This is a genomic window from Streptomyces sp. NBC_01808, from assembly GCF_035917395.1.
In the GTDB taxonomy this organism is placed as follows: domain Bacteria; phylum Actinomycetota; class Actinomycetes; order Streptomycetales; family Streptomycetaceae; genus Streptomyces.
This window is the reverse complement of the sequence record NZ_CP109072.1, coordinates 4,820,001-4,842,159: the sequence shown is the minus strand read 5'-3', so window position 1 is coordinate 4,842,159 and position 22,159 is coordinate 4,820,001. Positions and strand designations below refer to the sequence as shown.

19 protein-coding genes and 2 rRNA genes (1 of these 21 running past the window's edge) are annotated in these 22,159 nt (G+C 71.6%); 7 read left to right on the top strand and 14 right to left on the bottom strand.

The genetic code is table 11. The features are described 5' to 3' along the window. The first annotated feature begins 31 nt into the window (after nucleotides 1-31). The 4 genes from OG946_RS21390 (at nucleotide 32) to OG946_RS21375 (ending at nucleotide 4,161) form a co-directional block, all read left to right on the top strand. A complete protein-coding gene (locus OG946_RS21390) occupies nucleotides 32-1,129 on the top strand; it encodes an NAD(P)/FAD-dependent oxidoreductase (RefSeq protein WP_326797660.1) in 1,098 nt (365 codons plus the stop codon). Between the two features lie 41 nt (nucleotides 1,130-1,170). Then, nucleotides 1,171-1,821 carry a class I SAM-dependent methyltransferase gene (locus tag OG946_RS21385; protein ID WP_326797659.1) on the top strand — a complete coding sequence of 217 codons (651 nt, stop codon included), beginning with the start codon at nucleotides 1,171-1,173 and terminating at the stop codon, nucleotides 1,819-1,821. A gap of 165 nt (nucleotides 1,822-1,986) precedes the next feature. Next, nucleotides 1,987-3,489 (top strand): hypothetical protein, encoded by a 1,503-nt coding sequence (locus OG946_RS21380; RefSeq protein ID WP_326797658.1) that lies wholly within the window; start codon nucleotides 1,987-1,989, stop codon nucleotides 3,487-3,489. A 15-nt stretch (nucleotides 3,490-3,504) separates the two neighbouring features. Next, the gene (locus OG946_RS21375; protein WP_326797657.1) at nucleotides 3,505-4,161 is read left to right on the top strand and encodes an NUDIX hydrolase; all 657 of its coding nucleotides are present in this window, start codon (nucleotides 3,505-3,507) and stop codon (nucleotides 4,159-4,161) included. A 72-nt stretch (nucleotides 4,162-4,233) separates the two neighbouring features. Here OG946_RS21375 and hemB read toward each other — a convergent pair whose 3' ends face one another. The 6 genes from hemB to OG946_RS21345 all read right to left on the bottom strand — a co-directional run bounded on the left by hemB (nucleotide 4,234) and on the right by OG946_RS21345 (nucleotide 10,860). Next, nucleotides 4,234-5,250 (bottom strand): porphobilinogen synthase, encoded by a 1,017-nt coding sequence (gene hemB / locus OG946_RS21370; protein ID WP_326797656.1) that lies wholly within the window; start codon nucleotides 5,248-5,250, stop codon nucleotides 4,234-4,236. A 145-nt stretch (nucleotides 5,251-5,395) separates the two neighbouring features. Then, nucleotides 5,396-7,129 carry a uroporphyrinogen-III synthase gene (locus tag OG946_RS21365; protein WP_442814438.1) on the bottom strand — a complete coding sequence of 578 codons (1,734 nt, stop codon included), beginning with the start codon at nucleotides 7,127-7,129 and terminating at the stop codon, nucleotides 5,396-5,398. Further along, nucleotides 7,126-8,172 carry a hydroxymethylbilane synthase gene (gene hemC, locus OG946_RS21360; protein ID WP_326797655.1) on the bottom strand — a complete coding sequence of 349 codons (1,047 nt, stop codon included), beginning with the start codon at nucleotides 8,170-8,172 and terminating at the stop codon, nucleotides 7,126-7,128. Before hemC ends, OG946_RS21365 begins: the two co-directional genes overlap by 4 nt. Then, complete coding sequence (locus OG946_RS21355) at nucleotides 8,169-9,629, bottom strand: glutamyl-tRNA reductase (protein ID WP_326797654.1); 1,461 nt, start codon at nucleotides 9,627-9,629, stop codon at nucleotides 8,169-8,171. The genes hemC and OG946_RS21355 overlap by 4 nt, the downstream gene beginning before the upstream one ends. Beyond that, entirely contained in the window at nucleotides 9,626-10,432 is an 807-nt protein-coding gene (locus OG946_RS21350; protein WP_326797653.1) for a redox-sensing transcriptional repressor Rex, read from the bottom strand. The genes OG946_RS21355 and OG946_RS21350 overlap by 4 nt, the downstream gene beginning before the upstream one ends. Before the next feature lie 143 nt (nucleotides 10,433-10,575). Beyond that, a complete protein-coding gene (locus OG946_RS21345; protein WP_326797652.1) occupies nucleotides 10,576-10,860 on the bottom strand; it encodes a glutaredoxin family protein in 285 nt (94 codons plus the stop codon). A gap of 192 nt (nucleotides 10,861-11,052) precedes the next feature. Here OG946_RS21345 and OG946_RS21340 point away from each other — a divergent pair, with 192 nt between their 5' ends. From OG946_RS21340 to OG946_RS21330, 3 genes are all read left to right on the top strand, one after another. Continuing rightward, the gene (locus tag OG946_RS21340; RefSeq protein ID WP_326797651.1) at nucleotides 11,053-12,036 is read left to right on the top strand and encodes an HAD family hydrolase; all 984 of its coding nucleotides are present in this window, start codon (nucleotides 11,053-11,055) and stop codon (nucleotides 12,034-12,036) included. A 337-nt stretch (nucleotides 12,037-12,373) separates the two neighbouring features. Then, complete coding sequence (locus OG946_RS21335) at nucleotides 12,374-13,180, top strand: ECF subfamily RNA polymerase sigma factor, BldN family (RefSeq protein WP_326797650.1); 807 nt, start codon at nucleotides 12,374-12,376, stop codon at nucleotides 13,178-13,180. Between the two features lie 229 nt (nucleotides 13,181-13,409). Further along, nucleotides 13,410-14,615 (top strand): DUF5667 domain-containing protein, encoded by a 1,206-nt coding sequence (locus tag OG946_RS21330; protein ID WP_326797649.1) that lies wholly within the window; start codon nucleotides 13,410-13,412, stop codon nucleotides 14,613-14,615. A gap of 37 nt (nucleotides 14,616-14,652) precedes the next feature. Here the strand turns inward: OG946_RS21330 and OG946_RS21325 are convergent, their stop codons facing one another. The 8 genes from OG946_RS21325 to OG946_RS21290 all read right to left on the bottom strand — a co-directional run. Further along, complete coding sequence (locus OG946_RS21325; protein WP_326797648.1) at nucleotides 14,653-15,819, bottom strand: lysophospholipid acyltransferase family protein; 1,167 nt, start codon at nucleotides 15,817-15,819, stop codon at nucleotides 14,653-14,655. Beyond that, the gene (locus OG946_RS21320; protein ID WP_326797647.1) at nucleotides 15,812-16,900 is read right to left on the bottom strand and encodes an NAD-dependent epimerase/dehydratase family protein; all 1,089 of its coding nucleotides are present in this window, start codon (nucleotides 16,898-16,900) and stop codon (nucleotides 15,812-15,814) included. Before OG946_RS21320 ends, OG946_RS21325 begins: the two co-directional genes overlap by 8 nt. Before the next feature lie 145 nt (nucleotides 16,901-17,045). Further along, complete coding sequence (locus OG946_RS21315; RefSeq protein ID WP_003948845.1) at nucleotides 17,046-17,144, bottom strand: 30S ribosomal protein bS22; 99 nt, start codon at nucleotides 17,142-17,144, stop codon at nucleotides 17,046-17,048. 125 nt (nucleotides 17,145-17,269) lie between these two features. Further along, on the bottom strand, nucleotides 17,270-17,479 hold the full coding sequence (locus OG946_RS21310; RefSeq protein WP_158691643.1) for a helix-turn-helix domain-containing protein: 210 nt from the start codon (nucleotides 17,477-17,479) through the stop codon (nucleotides 17,270-17,272). 128 nt (nucleotides 17,480-17,607) lie between these two features. After that, on the bottom strand, nucleotides 17,608-18,426 hold the full coding sequence (locus OG946_RS21305; protein WP_326797646.1) for a phosphatase: 819 nt from the start codon (nucleotides 18,424-18,426) through the stop codon (nucleotides 17,608-17,610). 87 nt (nucleotides 18,427-18,513) lie between these two features. After that, on the bottom strand, nucleotides 18,514-19,683 hold the full coding sequence (locus tag OG946_RS21300) for an acetoin utilization protein AcuC (RefSeq protein WP_326797645.1): 1,170 nt from the start codon (nucleotides 19,681-19,683) through the stop codon (nucleotides 18,514-18,516). A gap of 62 nt (nucleotides 19,684-19,745) precedes the next feature. Next, nucleotides 19,746-19,862: ribosomal RNA gene (rrf, locus tag OG946_RS21295) — 5S ribosomal RNA — on the bottom strand. A 105-nt stretch (nucleotides 19,863-19,967) separates the two neighbouring features. Continuing rightward, nucleotides 19,968-22,159 (bottom strand): 23S ribosomal RNA (locus tag OG946_RS21290); it runs 937 nt beyond the window's last position.

The following is a 22,159-nucleotide window of genomic DNA, read 5'->3' as shown; positions in this document are numbered from 1 at the left end:
CAGAGTTTGCGCATCCGATGGCGCCGGCCGCATGGTCGTCGGCATGGAGGTGGTCGACGTGACCGAGAGGGCCGAGAGGGCCGGGATCGCCGAGTGGACCGGGACCGCCGCGTGGGTGGAGGGCCCCGAGGCGGCCGACGAGCCGGCGGAGAGCTACGAGGCCGTGGTGGTCGGCGGCGGCGCCGCCGGGCTGACCGGCGCGCTGATGCTGGCGCGCTCCCGCCGCTCCGTGGCGGTGATCGACGCGGGTGCCCCGCGCAACGCGCCGGCGGACGGCGTGCACGGGCTGCTGGGCCGCGAGGGCATGCCCCCGGGCGAGCTGCTGGCGCGCGGCCGGGCGGAGGTGCGCGGGTACGGGGGCCACGTGGTGCCCGGCGAGGTCACCGGGGTGGCCCGGGAGCCGGCGGACGGCGCCCGCGACGACGGGGCCGGGGAGGGGGAGGACGGGTTCGTCCTCACCCTCGCCGACGGCCGGACCGTACGGGCCCGGCGCCTCCTCGTCACCACCGGCCTCGTCGACGAACTGCCCGCCGTCCCCGGCGTGCGCGAGCGCTGGGGCCGGGACGTACTGCACTGCCCGTACTGCCACGGCTGGGAGGTCCGTGACCAGGCCATCGGCGTGCTGGCCACCGGGCCCATGGCGCTGCACCAGGCGCTGCTGTTCCGGCAGTTGAGCGCCGACGTCACGTACTTCGCCCACACCACGGAGCCTCCGGCGGGCGAGGACGCCGAGCAGTTGGATGCCCTCGGCGTGCGCGTCGTCACCGGCGAGGTCGCCGGCCTGGAGGTCGCCGCCGACCGGCTCACCGGCGTACGCCTCGCGGACGGCACCGTCGTCCCCCGCCAGGCGCTCGCGGTGGCCCCGCGCATGGTGGCCCGCAGCGGGCTCCTCACCGCCCTCGGCCTCACGCCCGTCGCCCACCCGTCCGGCATGGGCGAGCACATCCCCGCCGACGCCACCGGCCGCACCGACGTACCGGGGGTGTGGGTAGCGGGCAACGTCACCGACATGACCGCCCAGGTCCACGCCGCCTCGTCGGCAGGCGCCATGGCCGGCGCGCAGATCAACGCGGACCTCGCCGCCGAGGACGCCCGCCGGGCGGTCGCCGCCCGCCGGGTCGGCGTGTGACGCACGTACCGACCGAGACGACGACAGAGAGGGACACCAGGATGACGAACGCGACGGAAGAGTTCGGCGAGGCGTACTGGGAAGAGAAGTACCGCGCCCGCGACGCGATCTGGAGCGGCCGCCCCAACACCCAGCTCATGACCGAACTCGCCGACCTGCCGCCCGGCACCGCCCTGGAGGCCGGCTGCGGCGAGGGCGCCGACGCCATCTGGCTCGCCGAGCGCGGCTGGCGGGTGACGGCGGTGGACATCTCCGCCACCGCGCTGGACCGCGCCCGCGCCCACGCCGAGGCGCGCGGCGCGGAGGTCGCGGGACGCATCACGTGGGTACGGGCCGACCTGACCGGCTCCGCCCCGGACGGCGCCCCCTTCGACCTGGTCACCACCCACTACGTCCACACCACCGCCTCCCGCCAGGCGCTCTTCGGCCGCCTCGCGGCGATGGTGGCCCCGGGCGGCACCCTGCTGGTCGTCGGCCACCACGAGTCGGACCCCCGCGCCGCGGACATCGCCGAGGCCCACCCGGGCGTGCACTTCACCGCGGAGGACGTGGCGGCAGACCTTGCCACGGAATCGTGGGACATCGCCGTGGCGGAAGTCCGCACCCGCCGGGCCCCGGAAGGCCACGAACCCCACGGCCCCGGCCAGCCGGCCGAACACCACGACGCGGTGCTGCGCGCACGGCGGCGCTGACGGCGGCGGTCCCTCCCGGGGCGGCTCCTCCGGCCACGGAGGAGCCGCCCACGCCCGTCCCCGTACAGAGCGCACGCCCCTCCCGGGGATCCGGGTGTCGCGCGTCCCGCTATGCGGCAGGATGACCGCGCGGGGCGATCGACGGCGACCGGCAGGGTGGGGAAGATGGCGACGCGACAGTGGGAGTTCCAGGATCTCCGCGACCGGTACCCGGTCATGGCCCAGGCACTGGACAACCAGTGGCTGCCGCCCTCCGCCGCGGCGTCCCGGCAGGCGGCGACCGCCGGCGCGGGCCCGGACGACGCGCATCTCGCCGCGGCCTCCGCGGAACTCCGCCGGGCCCTGGTCAACAGCGGCACGCTGGTCGCCAACCGCGCCTACTTCCTCAACAACCCCGCCCTGTACGAGAACTTCGCGGCCGGCGCCGCCGCCGAGGAGCGCCGCGCGTTCGCCCGCCTCCTCAACGACGGCAGCCTCGTACCCTTCCTGCTCGGCGAGCGCGACCCCGCGGAGCGCCCCGCCTACCTCGACCGCGAGCGCGTGCACCGGTTCAGCATCGACGACCGGATCCACCGGAGCTGGCAGCGGCTCCTGGAGGAAGAGGCGGAACCGGCATGCGTCCGGCTGTCCTGGGACGACGAAGCGAACCGGGTGGCGGCGCGGCGGATAGGCGAGTACTTCGGCCGCAACGTCATCACCCTCAACCGGCTCGACCCGGTGCTGCTCGCCGAGGACCTCGGCATCCCGGTCGAGCAGGCGGACGCGATGCGCCGCGGCATCCTCACCGACATCGCCCGCTGGTCCGTCGAGCAGGATCCGGACACGGCCATCACGCGCAACGCGGTCTACGAGAACTTCTTCACCCGCCCCGGCACCCGGCCGCACGAGCGGCTGCTGCGCGACGGCGACCACATCCTGACCGCCAAGCAACTCGTCGACCTGCTCTACAACATCGGCGTTCCGGTCGCCGCCGACGTCGTCGCCGCCACCCCGCCGCAGTCCCCGCCCCGCAGCGCCCTCCAGGAACTGACCGCCGCGGCCGCCGACCCGGTCGCCGACCCCGAGGCGCTCGGCCGACTGTTACGCGGCGTCTTCGCCGACGCCCTGCACCGGGCGGTCGACGGACCCGACTCGTACGGCAGCCTCTCCCTCGCCGAGATAGTCGCGCTGCGCCAGGAGGAGGAGTGGCGCGCGTACATCGACGCACTCAGCGGCTTCGTCAACTCCGGCTTCACCCCCGACCTGCTGCCCTCGCCCCACGACTTCGCCGCCGCCACCGCGCAGATCGCCCGGCTCCACGCGCAGATGCTGCGCCGGGCGCGGAAGATCAGCCGCGGGCCCGGAGCCTTCCGCCGCGAGATGAGCGTCATGCTGATCCTTGAGTCGCCAGGCGTCGTCCTGCGGGTGCTGGCGGGTGAAGCCTCCCTGCTCAGCGGCTCACTGGACGCCGTCAGCGTGGTCGCGGGACCGCTGGTGATGCGCCTGGTGTTCAAGGAGGCCCGCGCGTCCCGGGGCGGCCTCGGGCACAGCATCACCCTGCCCGCGCTGCGCCTGCGCAGCCTGCGCAAGGACTGGGAGACGATACTCCGCGCCTACGGCCAGGAGACCCGCCCCGCCAGAGGCGACTCGGCGGCAAGCGAGGCAGACCAGCAGGTCACCGCAACCTAGGCGCCCGGAGGACGGATGACGGTCGAACACGATCCGCTGGAGCACTATCTGAAGCTGCGCCGCGACCACCCCGGGCTCTTCCTGAACGAGCCCGGCGGAATCGAGATCCTCGACGGCGTGACGGCGGTGGACGGGGTTCCGGTCGGGGTGGTCTACCGCGACCCGTACGTGACGGTCGTGCGCGATCCCGTCCGCTTCCCGGACGGCAGGCGCGGCACGTACATCCGGCTGCTCGACGCGGCCGGTGCCCCCGGCGTCGTGGCGCTGCCGCTGCTCGGCGGCGGCGCCGAAGTGGTGCTCCTGGAGCACTACCGCCACGCCACCCGCGCCTGGCACGTGGAGGTGCCGCGCGGCTTCGGCACCCCGGGGCTGAGCGCCCCAGAGAACGCGGCCAAGGAGGTCGCGGAGGAGATCGGCGCGACGGCCCGGGGGATCGTCCCGCTGGGGCGGCTGCACCCGGACACCGGTCTCGTGGGCGGGCACACGGAGCTCTACGCGGTGCACATCGACGGCTACGGCGAGCCCGGCCGGCCGGAGGGGATCCGCCGCGTGTTCAGCGTGCTCCCGGCGGAGGCGGAGGACCTGGTGCGCACGGGGCGGATCACCGACGCGTTCACCATCGCCGTGCTGGCCCGCGCCCGGCTGGCGGGGCTGCTGGCAGACACGGCGTGAAGGGGCCGGCAGCCGCGGCAACGGGCCGGCCTGCCCCCCACGTCACCGTGGCTGCCGCTCGGCCCCCGCGCGTCAGCCGCGTAGCTTCCGGGCCGCGTCCATCGCCCAGTACGTCAGGATCATCTGCGCCCCGGCCCGCCTGATCCCCGTCAGCGTCTCCATCATCGCCGCGTCCCGGTCCACCCAGCCGCGCTCCGCCGCCGCCTCGACCATCGCGTACTCACCCGAGATCTGGTACGCCGCCACCGGGGCATCCGACTCGTCGGCGACCCGGCGCAGCACGTCCAGATACGGCCCGGCCGGCTTGACCATCACCATGTCGGCGCCCTCCGCGAGGTCGAGGGACAGCTCCCGCAGCGCCTCGCGGGCGTTCGGCGGGTCCTGCTGGTACGTCTTCCGGTCGCCCTGCAGCGAGGAGTTGATCGCCTCCCGGAAGGGCCCGAAGAAGGCGGAGGAGTACTTCACGCTGTAGGCGAGGATCCCCGCGTCCTGGTGGCCCGCCCGGTCCAGGGCCTCGCGGATCACCGCGACCTGGCCGTCCATCATGCCGCTCGGGCCCAGCACGTGCGCCCCGGCGTCCGCCTGTACCACGGCCATCTCCGCATACCGCACGAGCGTCGCGTCGTTGTCGACCCGGCCCGCCGCGTCGAGCACCCCGCAGTGCCCGTGGTCGGTGGTCTCGTCCAGGCACACGTCGGACATGATCACCAGGTCGTCCCCGACCTCGGCGCGCACGTCGCGCAGCGCGACCTGGAGGATGCCGTCCGGGTCCGTGCCGGCCGAGCCGACCGCGTCCTTCTTGTGCTCCTCCGGGACGCCGAAGAGCATGATCCCGCCGATGCCCGCGGCGACGGCCTCGGCGGCGGCCTTCTTCAGGGAGTCGCGGGTGTGCTGCACGACGCCCGGCATGGAGGGGATCGGCGCCGGCTCGTCGATGCCTTCGCGTACGAAGGCGGGCAGGATCAGCTCCGCCGGGTGCAGCCGGGTCTCGGCGACCATGCGCCGCATCGCGGGCGTGGTGCGCAGCCGCCGCGGGCGGACGACGGGAACGGTGACAGGGCCGGGGTGCGGGGCGTCGGTGCCGGACACGTGTGCTTACCTCCGTGGTGCTCCGGGGCGGCCGGTGGCCGGCCCGGCAAGGGAGGGCACATGCGGACGCGCCCCCTACCGGGCCGCGGGGGGCCGGGTGGATTCCACCGTACGCCCCCGCGGTGACATCCCCGCCGGGCCCCCGTCAGCTCGTGGTCGTCGTCCGCGCCCGCCGCCGCGGCCTGCGCTCGCTGGGCCGGGTGACGTGCTCCCCGGCCTCGACCGCCGCCGCCCGGCGCCGCGTGCCGAACTCCGCCAGCGCCTCGGCCAGCCGGTGCACCGACGGCTCCGGCGCCATGACGTCGACGCGCAGCCCGTGCTCCTCCGCCGTCTTCGCCGTGGCCGGGCCGATACAGGCGATGACCGTGACGTTGTGCGGCTTGCCGGCGATGCCGACGAGGTTCCGCACCGTCGAGGACGAGGTGAAGAGCACGGCGTCGAACCCGCCGCCCTTGATCGCCTCGCGGGTCTCGGCCGGCGGCGGCGACGCCCGCACCGTCCGGTACGCGGTGATGTCGTCGACCTCCCAGCCGAGGTCCTTCAGCCCCGCCACCAGCGTCTCGGTGGCGATGTCGGCCCGCGGCAGGAACACCCGGTCGATCGGGTCGAAGACCGGGTCGTACGGCGGCCAGTCCTCCAGCAGCCCGTGCGACGACTGCTCGCCGCTGGGCTGCAGGTCGGGCCGTACGCCGAACTCCACCAGCGCCGCCGCCGTCTGCTCGCCGACCGCCGCGACCTTGATCCCGGCGAACGCGCGGGCGTCGAGCCCGTACTCCTCGAACTTCTCCCGCACCGCCTTGACCGCGTTGACGGAGGTGAAGGCGATCCACTCGTACCGCCCGGTGACCAGGCCCTTGACCGCCCGCTCCATCTGCTGCGGGGTGCGCGGCGGCTCGACGGCGATGGTCGGCACCTCGTGTGGCACGGCACCGTACGAGCGCAGTTGCTCGGACAGCGACGCCGCCTGCTCCTTGGTCCGCGGCACGAGCACGTGCCAGCCGAAGAGCGGCTTGGACTCGAACCAGGCCAACTGCTCGCGGCGGGCCGGCGCGCTCTGCTCGCCGACGACCGCTATGACCGCCTGCCCGGCGTCCGGCGACGGCAGCACCTTCGCGGACTTCAGCACCTGCGCGACGCTGCCGAGCGTGGCGCTGAACGTCCGCTGCCGCGTCGTCGTGCCCGCGAGCGTGACCGTCATCGGGGTGTCCGGCTTGCGGCCCGCGGCGACCAGCTCGCGCGCCGTCGCCGCGGTGGCCTCCAGGGACGTCTGCACCACGAGCGTGCAGTCGCTGGCGCCCGCCTCGCCCCAGATCTGCTCCGAGGCGGTCGCCGCGTCCACGACGCGCACGTCCGTACCCTGCGGGTCGTGCAGCGGCACACCGGCGTACGCGGGCACGCCGACGGCGGTCGCGACCCCGGGCACCACCTCGAAGGAGATGCCCTCGGCGGCGCACGCGCGCATCGCCTGCGCGGCACCGCCGTCGAGGCCCGGATCGCCCGCCACGGCATGCACGACCCGCCTGCCGGCGCGCGCGGCCTCCATGACAAGATGGCCTGCGTCAGCGGCCGTTGGCGGTTCGTCGTCCCCCGCGGCCGCCGACGTATGCGCCGCGGGCGCGGCCGCCGACGACGTGGGCGGCATGACCGCGCCGGCGCGCGCGTGGGCGCGTACGACGGCGAGGACCTTGGGGTCGGCGATCAGGACGTCTGCCGCAGACAGCGCTTCCACGGCGCGCAGCGTCAGCAGTCCGGGGTCCCCGGGTCCTGCGCCCAGGAACGTGACGTGCCCGCGGGCGGCGGGACCGGGCGGCCGGGCCGCGCCGGTCGCTGCGGTACGCGCCGACGCGCTGGCCTTACGGGTCGAAGGCGTGGGGCTCAAAGTCGCTCCCCCATCAGACCGGCCGCACCCTTGGCGAGCATCTCTTCTGCGAGCTCGCTTCCGAGCGCCACGGCGTCGTCGTACGACGCCGGCACGGGGCCGGTGGCGGACATCTGCACCAGAGCGGAGCCGTCGGGGGTGCCGACGACGCCGCGCAGGCGCATCTCGGTGACAGTGGACGCTGTGCCCAGTTCGGCCCCGGAGGGACCCTCCGCGTGCAGGTCGGCGAGCGCGCCCACGGGCGCGCTGCAGCCGGCCTCCAGGGCGGCGAGCAGCGTCCGCTCTGCGGTGACGGCGACCCGCGTCTGCGGGTCGTCGAGCTCCGCGAGCTGGGCGGCCAGGTGCGCGCTCGACGAGGCGCACTCGACCGCCAGGGCCCCCTGGCCGGGGGCGGGCAAGACTGTGTCGAGGGGGATCAGCTCGGTGACCTCGGCCAGCCGGCCGAGGCGGCTGAGCCCCGCCGCGGCGAGCGCGACGGCGTCGAGCTCGCCCTTCTGCACGTACCCGATTCGGGTGTCGACGTTCCCGCGGACCGGGACGGTCTCTATCGCGCCGCCGAGGGAGCGGGCCCAGGCGTGCAACTGGCAGGCGCGGCGCGCGGAACCGGTGCCGATACGGGGCCGGGCGCCGGCGGCGAGCAGTTGCTCGAAGCCGAGTCCTTCGCGGCCGACGAGCACGTCCCGCGGATCCTCGCGGGGCGGCACGGCGGCGATGACCAGCTCCTCGGGCTGCGCGGTCGGCAGGTCCTTCAGCGAGTGCACCGCGAGGTCCACCTCGCCGTGCACCACGGCCTCGCGCAGGGCGGCGACGAAGACGCCCTGGCCGCCGATCTCGGACAGGTGCTGCCGGGACACGTCCCCGTACGTGGTGATCGCGACCAGCTCGACGGGGCGCCCGGTGAGACGGCGTACCGATTCGGCAACCTGCTCGGACTGCGCGAACGCGAGCTTGCTGCGCCGCGTGCCGAGGCGCAACGGGCGCTGGAAGCGCGGGGCTTCCTGCTCCCCGGCTCCCTTCGCCTGCGTCGGCTTGGCTGCGGTCATGACGGCTCCCGTTCACTGCGTGCGCTGGCCGCCGCGCGGCCGGAGTCCGCGCGGCTGACGGCGTCGACGGTGGCCGGGTCGAGGTCGAAGAGCTCCCGCAGGGCGTCCGCGTACCCCGCTCCGCCGGGGGTGGCGGCCAGTTCCTTGACCCGTACGGTCGGCGCGTGCAGCAGCTTGTCGACGACGCGGCGCACGGTCTGCGCCACCTCGGCCCGCTGACGTTCGTCGAGCCCGGGCAGCCTACCCTCCAAACGGGCGATCTCGCCCGCGACGACGTCCTGGGCCATGGTCCGCAGCGCGACCACGGTGGGCGTGATGCTGGCGGCGCGCTGCGCGGCGCCGAAGTCGTCGACCTCGCCGGCGACGATGGCCCGTACCTGGTCCACGTCGGCGGCCATGGGCGCATCGGCGGAGGCCCCGGCGAGGGCCTCGATGTCGACGAACCGCACGCCGGGCGTCTCGTGCAGCGCGTGATCGATATCACGCGGCATGGCCAGGTCAAGCAGAGCGAGAGGGGTGTCCCCGTCCCGGCGGGCCAGTGCGCCGCGTACCTCGTCGGCCGTCAGCACCAGGCCGGTCGCGCCGGTACAGGAGACGACCACGTCCGCCGTCACCAGCTCGTCCGCGATCTCCTCCACGCGCACCGCACGGGCCACCGCCCCGGACCCAGCGGACCCGGGCTGCGACGGGATCGTCCCCGCCGCCGTTGATCCGGTGCCCGCGGCAGGCGACCCCGTACTCCAGCCGCCCGCGACCGCGGACCCCGCGTTCAGGCTCGCCGCCAGGCGCTCCGCGCGCTCGTACGTGCGGTTGGCGATCACCAGCTCCGCCGCACCCGCCCGCGTCAGCGTCGTCGCCGCCAGCGACGACATCGAGCCCGCGCCGATCACCAGCGCGCGGCGTCCCGCCACCCACTCGGCCACCGGGGCGCCGGCCGCGAGCTGCGCCAGGCCGAACGAGACCAGCGACTGCCCCGCCTTGTCGATCCCCGTCTCGCTGTGCGCCCGCTTGCCGACCCGCAGCGCCTGCTGGAACAGGTCGTTCAGCGTCCGGCCCGCGGTGTGCATCCGCTGCCCGAGCGCCAGCGACTCCTTGATCTGGCCGAGGATCTGCCCCTCGCCGACGACCATGGAATCCAGCCCGCAGCCCACCGTGAACAGGTGGTGCACGGCGCGGTCCTCGTAGTGCACGTACAGGTGCGGCGTCAGCTCCTCCAGGCTCACGCCCGCGTGCTGCGCCAGCAGCGTCGACAGCTCGGCGACGCCCGCGTGGAACTTGTCCACCGCGGCGTACAGCTCGATCCGGTTGCACGTGGCCAGCACCGCCGCCTCCGTGACCGGAGCCGCCGCCACCGCGTCCGCGAGCAGCTTCGCGCGCGCGTCGGGCGCGAGCGAAGCCCGCTCCAGCACGCTCACGGGCGCGCTGCGGTGGCTGAGGCCGACGACGAGGACACTCATGCGGGCATCACGGCGGGCACGTCCCCGTCGGGCCCCTGCCCGGTGCGCTTCTTCGCGGCGGCGGTGGGGCCCGCCGGCGCGTCCGCCTCGGACGCGCCGCCCCGTGCCGCCGCGGCCTCGGCCTCGCGCAGCTCGGCCTCCTCGCCGGCCTTGCGCTGCTCGTGGAAGGCGAGGATCTGCAGCTCTATCGAGAGGTCGACCTTGCGCACGTCGACGCCCTCGGGGACGTTCAGCACGGTCGGCGCGAAGTTGAGGATCGAGGTGACGCCGGCCTCCACCAGCCGGTTGCAGACGGCCTGGGCGGCGCCCGCGGGGGTGGCGATGACGCCGATGGAGACGCCGCTCTCCTTGATCAGCGGCTCCAGTTCGTCGGTGTGCCGCACGGTCAGGCCCGCGACCTGCTTGCCGGTCATGGCCCGGTCGGCGTCGATGAGCCCGGCGACGCGGAAGCCCCTGGAGGCGAAGCCGCCGTAGCCGGCGAGGGCGGCGCCGAGGTTACCGATACCGACGATGACCACGGGCCAGTCCTGGGTCAGGCCCAGCTCGCGTGAGATCTGGTAGACGAGGTACTCGACGTCGTAGCCGACGCCGCGGGTGCCGTAGGAGCCGAGGTACGAGAAGTCCTTGCGCAGCTTCGCCGAGTTGACGCCGGCGGCGGCGGCCAGTTCCTCGGAGGAGACCGTGGGCACGGAGCGCTCCGAGAGTGCCGTGAGGGCCCGCAGATAAAGCGGGAGCCGGGCGACGGTGGCCTCGGGGATCCCTCGGCTTCGGGTCGCCGTTCGGTGAGTTCGGCCAGTTGCCACAGTGCTCCTGACGCTAGCGCGGTGCCGCGTACGGCCCGCCGGGGCGAAACCGCACTGATGAGAGAAGGCTATGCCTTTGTGAACGCGTGCACAAAGATGGTGTCCGTTTTGTCCGGGCAAAGTGACGGGCGTCACCCCGCGGGTCACGACCGCAGCGCCCGCCGCAGCCTCTCCGGGTCGACCCGCCAGAAGTCGTGCTGCTCACCGTCCACGAGGACCACCGGGATCTGCTCCCAGTAGCGGCGGTACAGCTCCTCGTCCCGCGTGATGTCCCGCTCCTCCCAGCCGGCGCCCAGCTCCGCGCAGACGGAGACGACCACCTCGCGCGCCTCGTCGCACAGGTGGCAACCGGGCTTGCCGATGAGGGTCACGGTCCGGTCGGCGGGGGCGGGCGCGGAGACGGCGGTCTTACGTCGCAGCAGGCTCATGTCATCGATTGTGCCGTCCTCCACAGACATCTGGAGCCGCCCGTAAGCGAGCAGAACAGGACAGAGAGCGGGCGCACAACGAAAGAAGCCGGGCAAAGGACGTACAGAGGCGGGCAGGAACCACCCGGGAGTTCACGCGCGCGTCCGCGGAGGCCCCGCCCCTCGACACCGGTTGGCCCGCCTCGCACCGTTATGCTCATCGGCATGGCCGCATTCGGATGGCTCAGCCGCAGACGCCGCGCGACCGCGCGCAGCGTCGCGGCCGGCGAGGCCGCGGCCGAGGCGGCGCGCAAGACGTCACAGGAGCTGGAGCACGCGGAAGCCGTGCGCGCGGAGGACGTCACCGCGAACGGCGAGGCGGAGGCGGCAAAAGAGGACGAGGAACCGGACTTCCCCGTCCACGGCGACGTGCACGCGGCGGCCTTCTTCGACCTCGACAACACGATCATGCAGGGCGCCGCGCTTTACCACTTCGGCCGCGGGCTCTACAAGCGCAAGTTCTTCCGCACCCGCGACCTCGCCCGGTTCGCCTGGCAGCAGGCGTACTTCCGCCTCGCCGGCGCCGAGCACTCAGGACACATGGAGGACGCGCAGTCCAGCGCGCTCTCCATCGTGCAGGGCCATCGCGTCGCCGATCTCATGGAGATGGGCGAGGAGATCTACGACGAGTACATGGCCGAGCGCATCTGGCCCGGCACCCGCGCGCTGGCGCAGGCGCACCTCGACGCCGGCCAGAAGGTGTGGCTCGTCACCGCCGCCCCCGTCGAGACCGCGACGATCATCGCCCGCCGGCTCGGCCTGACCGGCGCGCTGGGCACGGTCGCGGAGTCCGTCGGCGGCGTCTACACCGGACGGCTCGTCGGCGAGGTGCTGCACGGCCCCGCCAAGGCCGAGGCGGTACGGGCCCTCGCCGCCGCCGAGACGCTGGAGCTGGCGCGCTGCGCCGCGTACAGCGACTCGGCCAACGACATCCCGATGCTCTCCCTCGTCGGCCACCCGTACGCGATCAACCCCGACGCGCGGCTGCGCAAGCACGCCCGCGAACACGGATGGCGGCTGCGCGACTACCGTACGGGCCGCAAGGCGGCGAGGGTCGGCATCCCGGCCGCGGCGGGCGTCGGCGCGGTGGCAGGCGGTGCGGCCGCGGCGGCCGCCCTGCAGCGCCGCCGCCGCTGAATCGGGCGCACTTGTCCACCCCCCGGCCGGCGCCCCCCACCCCGCGGTCAACGGGGCGCCGACAGCCCACCCGTGACCGATTCCTCCGGGAAACACACAACACGCCCGTGAACCAGGCAGTTCGTGTCACTTACCGATCAAACTCAATCCAGCGGCTGATACTTGAGGGGTCGCCAATAGGCTACAGATCGGACGGAAACGGTGATTTGAGCAACTGGAGGTAGCGTGCCCGACACGAAGCGTTATTCTCCTCAGACGCAATCCGGTGCCCGCGCATACCTACGTCGGTCAACGGTCCCGCACTGAACGTGATGGAAGCACTGCCTCTGGGAGTCCCGTGTACTCATACGTCGGGGTTGACGCCTCAGGCCTGGCTACGCTGCGCGCGCAGGTAATCGAGCAACTGCGCCTCTTCTCGCCCGCCCTGGCCGTCGCCGGCCCCGCCGCGAGTCCCGCCGCCGGCCCGGTCGCGGGCCCCGCCTACGCCCTCACCGACGGCAGCGCCGCCGTCGGCAGCAGACGCCGGCAGGCCGGCGGCGCGGGCACCCGCGAGCGTAGCGGCAGGCAGACCAGGCAGCCGCAGCCCTCGACCGGCGACAGCCGCCGGATGATGGACCTGGTCGAGCGCGCCCAGTCCGGCGAGACCGAGGCGTTCGGCCGGCTCTACGACCAGTACGCCGACACCGTCTACCGCTACATCTACTACCGCGTCGGCGGCCGGGCGACGGCCGAGGACCTCACCTCGGAGACCTTCCTGCGCGCCCTGCGCCGGATCGGCACGTTCACCTGGCAGGGCCGCGACTTCGGCGCCTGGCTGGTGACGATCGCGCGCAACCTCGTCGCGGACCACTTCAAGTCCAGCCGGTTCCGGCTGGAGGTCACCACCGGCGAGATGCTCGACCCCAGCGAGACCGAGCGCAGCCCCGAGGACTCCGTGCTGGAGTCGCTGTCCAACACCGCGCTGCTGGAGACCGTCCGCAAGCTCAACCCGCAGCAGCAGGAGTGCGTGACCCTCCGCTTCCTCCAGGGGCTGTCGGTGGCCGAGACCGCCAAGGTGATGGGCAAGAACGAAGGCGCGATCAAGACCCTGCAGTACCGGGCGGTGCGCACCCTGGCCCGGCTGCTGCCGGACGACGCCCGCTGACGGGAAGCGATCTCTTGACTCTTCCGATACCCGGGGCGCCCGCGCCCACCGAAGTAGTATCAACGCCACCGCGTAACCCGACTGCCCTGCCCGTCGTTGAGCGGATAGCAGGGCTTCTTCGGTCGCGGGTTGTCCACCCCGGCTCACCCCTTCGGGTGAAATGGGTCAAGGAGTACAACTATGCGGGCGGGATAGGGAGTCCCACACAGAGACCCCGAGTCGACAGGAGGTGCCGCCCGTGATCGGATCCGTATCGGCACACCGGCGGGCGAACGCCTTCGCCCAGGCCCTTGATGAGGAGTCTCGGGCGCAGCAGGCGGAAGCGCTGGCGGCAGATCCCGAGCAGGCACGACTGCTGGCCCTGGCGGGGCAGCTCGCCTCGGTGCCGGGTCCCACCCTCGACCCCGAGGTCAAGACCGTCCAGCGGACCCAGCTCATCGCCGCCATGGAGGCGATGCTCGCCGAGGACACCGCGGAGGAGACGGAAGCCCCGCTGATCCCCGCGCCCCGCAAGCGCGGCGCCCACCGCGCGGCGGGACCGCTGTCCCGGCTGCGCCCGCACTCCCGCCTCTCCCGCGGCGTGGCCATCGGCGGCGTCGGTGTCGGCGTCGCCGCCGGCGCGTTCAGCGCCGCCGCCGCGGTCAGCTCCGACGCCCTCCCGGGCGACACCCTCTACGGCCTCAAGCGCGGCATGGAGGACCTGCGCCGCGGCATGGCCGACGGCGACACCGAGCGCGGCCGCATCTACCTCGACCAGGCCAGCACGCGGCTGAACGAGGCGCGGCGGCTGATGGAGCGCGGCCGCGCCGGCGACCTCGACGCCGAGTCGATGAGCGAGGTCCGCGAAGCCCTCGACAACGTACGGCACGACGCCGGCGAAGGCCGCAAACTGCTGCGCGGCGCGTACGACGAGGACGGCTCGCTCGGCCCCATGCAGACCCTCTCCACCTTCTCGCAGAAGAACGAGCGCAGTTGGCAGCAGTTGCGCGAGCGGCTCCCCATCGAGCTGGGCGACCTGGGTGACGAGGTCAGCTCGGTGTTCGATGCCATAAAGCAGGACGTCGCCCCGCTGTCGTCGCTGCTGCCGGGCCCCGAGGACGACACCTCCCCCAGCGGCAGCGTGCCGGGCAGCGCGGGCACCGGCGGCGGCCGCACCGACACCGACGAGGCCGAGCCCGCCCCGTCGTCCACGGCCACCGCCGACGGCGAGGTCGGCGAGGACGGCGAGCCGAAGCCCAGCACCACCGAGGAGGACGGGCTGGTCGGTGAGGACGGCCTGATCGGCGGGGTCCTGCCCGACGAGGACGAGCCGGGCGGCGAGGAGACCGGCGACAGCACCACGCCCACGGAGCAGCCGCCCAAGAAGCCCGAGATCACCCTCCCGCCGCTGCTGCCGCTGCCCGACCTGGGCCTCGACTTCGGCGAGGAGGAGTAGGCGGCGCGGCGGAAGCAGGCGGAGCAGCGGTGACGGGTCAGAAGAAGACCGACCGCCGCTCGACGAGCAGCTTGTACAGCGTGTGCTGGATCGTCTCGCGCACCTGGTCGGTGAGGTTGAACATCAGCATCGGGTCGTCCGCCGCCTCCGGCGGATAGCCGTCCGTGGGGATCGGCTCGCCGAACTCGATCGTCCACTTCGTCGGCAGGGGTACGGCCCCGAGCGCGCCCAGCCACGGGAACGTCGGCGTCACCGGGAAGTACGGCAATCCCAGCAGCCGCGCCACCGTCTTCGCGTTGCCGAGCATCGGATAGATCTCCTCCGCCCCGACGATCGAGCACGGCACGATCGGCGCCCCCGCCCGGAGCGCCGTCGAGACGAAGCCGCCGCGACCGAAGCGCTGCAGCTTGTAGCGGTCGGCGAACGGCTTGCCGATCCCCTTGAACCCCTCCGGCATCACGCCGACGACCTCGCCCCGCGCCAGCAGCCGCGCCGCGTCGTCGGCGCAGGCCAGCGTGTGCCCGCCCTTCCGGGCGAGCTGGTTGAAGAACGGCATCATGAACACCAGGTCGGCCGCGAGCAGCCGCAGATGGCGGTCGGCGGGGTGGTAGTCGCGGACGGCGACCTGGGCCATCAGCCCGTCCCAGGGCACGACTCCGGAGTGGTTGGCGACGACGAGCGCGCCGCCGGTGTCGGGGATGTTCTCGACGCCCTTGACCGTCACCCGGAAGTACTTCTCGAAGAGCGGCCGGAAGAGCGGCACGAGTACCTGGTCGGTCAGCTCCGCGTCGAAGCCGAACTCGTCGACCTCGTAGTCGCCCGTCAGCCGCCGCCGCAGGAAGCCCAGCGCATCGGAGGCCCTGCGCTCCCAGCCGCCGCCGAGGAGCCGCGGCAGCGCGCTCATGAGGGCGCTCTGCAGCGCCGTGGCGACCGCGTCCGCGGCCTCGGTGCCCGGCGGTGCCGTACGGTCCGCCGACGGGGCGCTCGCGTCCCCTGCCGGGTCCCCCGCCGCGTCCGTACGGTCCGCGCCCTCGTCGTCCGCGGAGCCCTGCCCGCCGGGCAGCGCGGAGAGCGCCGCCTCCGCGCCCGCAGCGCCGCCGCCGTCCGCGCGCCGCGGCCGGCCGGCGCCGGACCGGCGCCGGGACTTGCCGCCTCCGCCGCGGGAGCGGTCGTCGTCGAACGGAATGACCTTCGCGTCAGCCATCGGGCACCGACTCCTTCGCAACACCGTCCCCCTGCGCCGGGGTCCGCGCCCCCGGCACCCCCAGCAGCTCGCCGACCGCGTCGACGGCCCGCCGCACCTCACGCGGCGGCAGCAGCCCCGCCGCCCGCCCGGCGGCGAAGTCGGCGAACGCCCCCGCCGTCGAGTACTCCGGCGTGAAGCCCAGCAGTTCACGCATCTGCGTCGTCTCCACGACCCGCCCGTGGGTCAGCAGCCGGATCTGCTCGGGCGAGAAGTCCGTCATGCCCGCAAACCGCAGCGCCGAGCCGACCCACGTCACCGCAGGCAGCGGCACCGGGACCGTGGGACGGCCGAGCCGCCGGGCGGCCTGGGAGAGCAGCAGCACGCCCTCACCGGCGATGTTGAACGTGCCGCTGTTGATCGTGCCGCGGCGCGGCTCGCCGGCCGCGAGCAGCAGCACCTCGATGACGTCGTCCTCGTGCACGAACTGCAGCCGCGGGTCGTAGCCGAGGACGGTGGGCAGGGCGGGCAGCGCCAGATACTCGGCGAGCGGCGTGTCCACGCGCGGGCCGAGGATGTTGGCGAACCGCAGCACGCACACGGCGACGTCCGGGCGGCGCCGGGCGAACCCGCGCACATACCCCTCGACCTCCACCGCGTCCTTCGCGAAGCCGCCGCTGGGCAGCGCCTTGGGCGGCGTGCTCTCGGTGAACACGGCGGGGTCGCGGGGCGCGGAGCCGTAGACGCTGGTGGTGGACTTGACGACGAGCCGTCGCACGCGCGGCGCCTGCTGGCAGGCACCGAGCAGTTGCATGGACCCGATGACGTTGTTCTCCTTGACCGCCCCCCGGCCGCCGCGGGTGAGCGGGGTGCCGGTGACGTCCATGTGCATCACGGTGTCGACGCGGTGCTCGACGAGGATCCGGGCGAGCACGGGGTGGCGGATGTCCGCCGGTACGAAGTCGGCGCCGCCGAGCTGGTGCTCGGGCGCCCTGGCGTCGACGCCGACGACGCGGTCCACGTCCGGCTCCCGCATGAGCCGGCGGACCAGGCGCCCGACGAGGGGGCGGGCGACGCCGGTGACGAGCACGGTTCTGCCCACTGGCCTTCGCCTTCCTCTCCTTGCCTGCCTGCCCGCACGCCCGCACGATCGCCCCACCGTATACGCAGGACAACGCGCCACCACGCACAACCGCCGTCCACCCGCCGGGAAGGCGGATGGACGGCGGTACGGGTGCGGGCTACCGCTACTTCTTGTTGCGGCGCTGCACTCGCGTGCGCTTCAGCAGCTTGCGGTGCTTCTTCTTCGCCATCCGCTTACGCCGCTTCTTGATCACAGAGCCCACGGGTACCCTCGCTCACTTCTCTCCGTCGGGGTGGGCGGGCAAGGGCCCACACGTCTTACAAGGGCCCAAGCCTACCCGGGCGAACTGGATTGACGTAATCGAGGGTGCGCAACCTGTCGGACCCGTCAGGCAGACTCCACCCCCACATACGACTCGCGGAGGTATTCGTGCACGGCCTGCTCCGGCACCCGGAAGGACCTCCCCACCCGGATCGCCGGCAGATGGCCGCTGTGCACCAACCGGTACACGGTCATCTTGGACACTCGCATCACCGCGGCTACTTCAGCCACGGTCAGGAACACAACCTCGTTGAGAGGCTTATCGCTTGCAGCCATGACACACCTGAACCTTCCGCACATGACGGACACCGGCTTCCCCTCCGGTGCCTCCTCCTCGCATGCGCGCTCCTCCCCAGATTAGGGGCGGGTGATGCAAGTGGGGAAGAGGAGTAGCGATCGCATGGCTACAGTGACAGACGGGCGTGTTTGAGCACATAGTCGGCCACCGGCCCGTAGCTGTCCGGTTGCACAGAGTCATCAAGTGGCACCACGACGGGCACCCGGCCCTCCACCTGGGCGACGAAGAGTGCCGGGTCGTCCGCGTCCGCCAGACCGATGGCCTCGATGCCCAACTGACCAGCCCCGCAGGCCCATCCGTGGTCCCCCACCACCAGCCCGGGCAGCGGCCCGCCCGCAGCCGCGGCGGCACCGAGTGCCGCACGCAGGGGAAGCGGAGAGTGAGTATGGACCCCCCTGGTCGAGGGCTCGGCGGAGGGGTCGGGGTCACCCAGAACGGCAACAGACCCGGGGTAGTTGAGGCGGTATGTACGTACGCCGAATCGGGTCGTTATGTCGACATCTCTGCCCTCACCGGGGGTGAGAACAACGCACCCAGCCGCCGAGAGCCCCGCAGCCAAGGGGGCGTAGAAGCCAAGGAGGCGGTCGGGGTGCCCGGTCCCGAACAGCACGGCCTCGCAGTCGCGCGCGGCGTCGCGCAGCCGCTCCGCGAAGGCGTGCAGGGCGTCGATCGTACGGTCCGGATCGATGACCTCGGTGCCCGAGATCCGGCCCGGATCCCCGCTCGTACCGCAGCGTTCCGCCATCAGCCGCAGCAACTCGGCCACCGACCAGTCGCGTTCCGGTTCCAGCCCGAGCAGCACCCGGGGGTCGCGGGCCGCGAACTGCTGATATCTGCGGAGGCTCTTGTCGCGGCTCGTCGCCACCGGCCCGGCGATCCCCGTCGCCAGCAGATGCCTACGCAACAAGGGTGCGTCGGTCAACACCCGACCCACTCTGGCCGCCCTTACGGGCGGAACGGGCGGCTTCGCGGATATTTCGCCCACAAGAAAGCCGCGGCGGGGCCGGCTCCTTCAGGGCAGCAGCCCGTGCGCCGGGAACGCCGTCCGCCGCGCGGCGCGCACCGCACGATCCAGCGGCGAGCCCGGGTCGTACCCCGCGTCCCAGTCCGCCCAGGAGGCGTCACGCCCGTCGGTCATCCGGTACGGGGCCTGCTGCCCGGTCCGCCGCAGCGCCTCGGCCCGCCAGCTCTCGGGGACCTCCGTGGCCGGAAGGACGGGGTGGCCGGCGGAGATGGCGCAGAGGTGCGCCCAGGAGCGCGGAACGACGTCCACGACGGCGTACCCGCCCCCGCCGAGCGCCAGCCACCGGCCGTCCGCGTGCTCGTGCGCCAGGGCGTGACACGTCTCCATCACCGCGCGCTGCGCGTCCAGGCTGACGCCGAGATGTGCCAGGGGGTCCTCGGCGTGCGTATCGGCCCCGTGCTGCGAGACGAGCACCTGGGGCCCCCACGACGCCAGCAGCTCCGGCACGACGGCATGGAACGCCCGCAGCCACCCCGCGTCCCCGGTCCCGGCCGGCAGGGCGACGTTCACCGCCTGCCCCTCGGCCCCGGACCCACCGGTCTCCTCGGGCCAACCGGTCTGGGGGAAGAGCGTGCTGGGGTGCTCGTGGACGGAAATGGTCAGCACCCGCGGGTCATCCCAGAACGCCGCCTGTACGCCATCGCCGTGGTGCACGTCCACATCTACGTACGCCACCCGCTCTACGCCCAACTCCAGCAGCCGCGCGATGGCCAGGGCCGCATCGTTGTAGACGCAGAACCCCGAAGCAGCACCGGGCATCGCGTGATGCAGCCCTCCGGCGAAGTTCACGGCGTGCACCGCCCGCCCGTCCCACACGGCCTCCGCCGCCGCCACGGACTGCCCGGCGATCAACGCCGACGCCTCGTGCATCCCCACGAACGCCGGATCGTCGACGGTCCCGAGCCCGTAGGTGGGATCGGCTTCCGCCGGCGCCTCGGAGGCCCGCCGCACGGCGTCGATGTAGTCCTGCCGGTGCACAAGCCGCAACGTCGACTCGCCGGCCGGGGGCGCGGCAACGACGTCTACGGCTTTGTCGATCCCCAGTTCCTCGACGAGGCGCATGGTCAGCGCCAACCGAACGGGATCCATGGGGTGTTCAGGACCGAAGTCGTACGCGGTGACTGCCTGGTCCCACATCAGGTGCGCGCGGCCGCTCATATCGGCCACCGTAACGCACGAAAGCCGCCCCGAAGCGTTCGGGACGGCTCTCATAAAGAATTGTTCGGCGGTGACCTACTCTCCCACACGGTCCCCCATGCAGTACCATCGGCGCGGTCGGGCTTAGCTTCCGGGTTCGGAATGAGACCGGGCGTTTCCCCAACGCTATGACCACCGAAACACTATGAAACTATCCCCCACACCCCTCATACCGGCAGAACACCGGTACAGGTTTGTGTGGGTGGGTTGTTGTTTCAGAACCCGCACAGTGGACGCAAGCAGCTATGGACAAGCCCTCGGCCTATTAGTACCGGTCACCTCCACCCCTCACAGGGCTTCCAGATCCGGCCTATCAACCCCGTCGTCTACAGGGGGCCTTAACCCCTCATGGGGGTGGGAGTCCTCATCTCGAAGCAGGCTTCCCGCTTAGATGCTTTCAGCGGTTATCCCTCCCGAACGTAGCCAACCAGCCATGCCCTTGGCAGAACAACTGGCACACCAGAGGTCCGTCCGTCCCGGTCCTCTCGTACTAGGGACAGCCCTTCTCAAGACTCCTACGCGCGCAGCGGATAGGGACCGAACTGTCTCACGACGTTCTAAACCCAGCTCGCGTGCCGCTTTAATGGGCGAACAGCCCAACCCTTGGGACCGACTCCAGCCCCAGGATGCGACGAGCCGACATCGAGGTGCCAAACCATCCCGTCGATATGGACTCTTGGGGAAGATCAGCCTGTTATCCCCGGGGTACCTTTTATCCGTTGAGCGACGGCGCTCCCACAAGCCACCGCCGGATCACTAGTCCCTGCTTTCGCACCTGCTCGACCCGTCAGTCTCGCAGTCAAGCTCCCTTGTGCACTTACACTCACCACCTGATGACCAACCAGGCTGAGGGAACCTTTGGGCGCCTCCGTTACTCTTTAGGAGGCAACCGCCCCAGTTAAACTACCCACCAGACACTGTCCCCGATCCGGATCACGGACCCAGGTTAGACATCCAACACGACCAGAGTGGTATTTCAACGACGACTCCACAACCACTGGCGTGGCCGCTTCACAGTCTCCCACCTATCCTACACAAGCCGAACCGAACACCAATATCAAGCTATAGTAAAGGTCCCGGGGTCTTTCCGTCCTGCTGCGCGAAACGAGCATCTTTACTCGTAATGCAATTTCACCGGGCCTATGGTTGAGACAGTCGAGAAGTCGTTACGCCATTCGTGCAGGTCGGAACTTACCCGACAAGGAATTTCGCTACCTTAGGATGGTTATAGTTACCACCGCCGTTTACTGGCGCTTAAGTTCTCAGCTTCGCCGGATCGAAACCCGACTAACCGGTCCCCTTAACGTTCCAGCACCGGGCAGGCGTCAGTCCGTATACATCGCCTTACAGCTTCGCACGGACCTGTGTTTTTAGTAAACAGTCGCTTCTCGCTGGTCTCTGCGGCCACCCCCAGCTCCCCGCGTAAAACGGATCACCAGAAGCGGCCCCCTTCTCCCGAAGTTACGGGGGCATTTTGCCGAGTTCCTTAACCATAGTTCACCCGAACGCCTCGGTATACTCTACCTGACCACCTGAGTCGGTTTAGGGTACGGGCCGCCATGAAACATCGCTAGAGGCTTTTCTCGACAGCATAGGATCATCCACTTCACCACAATCGGCTCGGCATCAGGTCTCACCCTCATGTTGCACGGATTTACCTGCACAACGGGCCACACCCTTACCCCGGGACAACCACCGCCCGGGCTGGACTACCTTCCTGCGTCACCCCATCACTCACCTACTACAAGCTCGGATCACCGGCTCCACCACACCCACCCTCACCCGAAGGATCAGACAGGGGGCTTCACGGGCTTAGCATCACCTGATTCGATGTTTGGCGCTTCACAGCGGGTACCGGAATATCAACCGGTTATCCATCGACTACGCCTGTCGGCCTCGCCTTAGGCCCCGACTTACCCTGGGCAGATCAACTTGACCCAGGAACCCTTAGTCAATCGGCGCACACGTTTCCCACGTGTGTATCGCTACTCATGCCTGCATTCTCACTCGCGAACCGTCCACCACTACCTTCCAGTGCGGCTTCACCCGGCACACGACGCTCCCCTACCCAACAACACACCCGTTAAGGCCATCTGTGCTGCTGACACGACTTCGGCGGTACGCTTGAGCCCCGCTACATTGTCGGCGCGGAATCACTTGACCAGTGAGCTATTACGCACTCTTTCAAGGATGGCTGCTTCTAAGCCAACCTCCTGGTTGTCTCTGCGACTCCACATCCTTTCCCACTTAGCATACGCTTAGGGGCCTTAGTCGATGCTCTGGGCTGTTTCCCTCTCGACCACGGAGCTTATCCCCCGCAGTCTCACTGCCGCGCTCAACTTACCGGCATTCGGAGTTTGGCTAAGGTCAGTAACCCGGTAAGGCCCATCGCCTATCCAGTAGCTCTACCTCCGGCAAGCAACACACGACGCTGCAC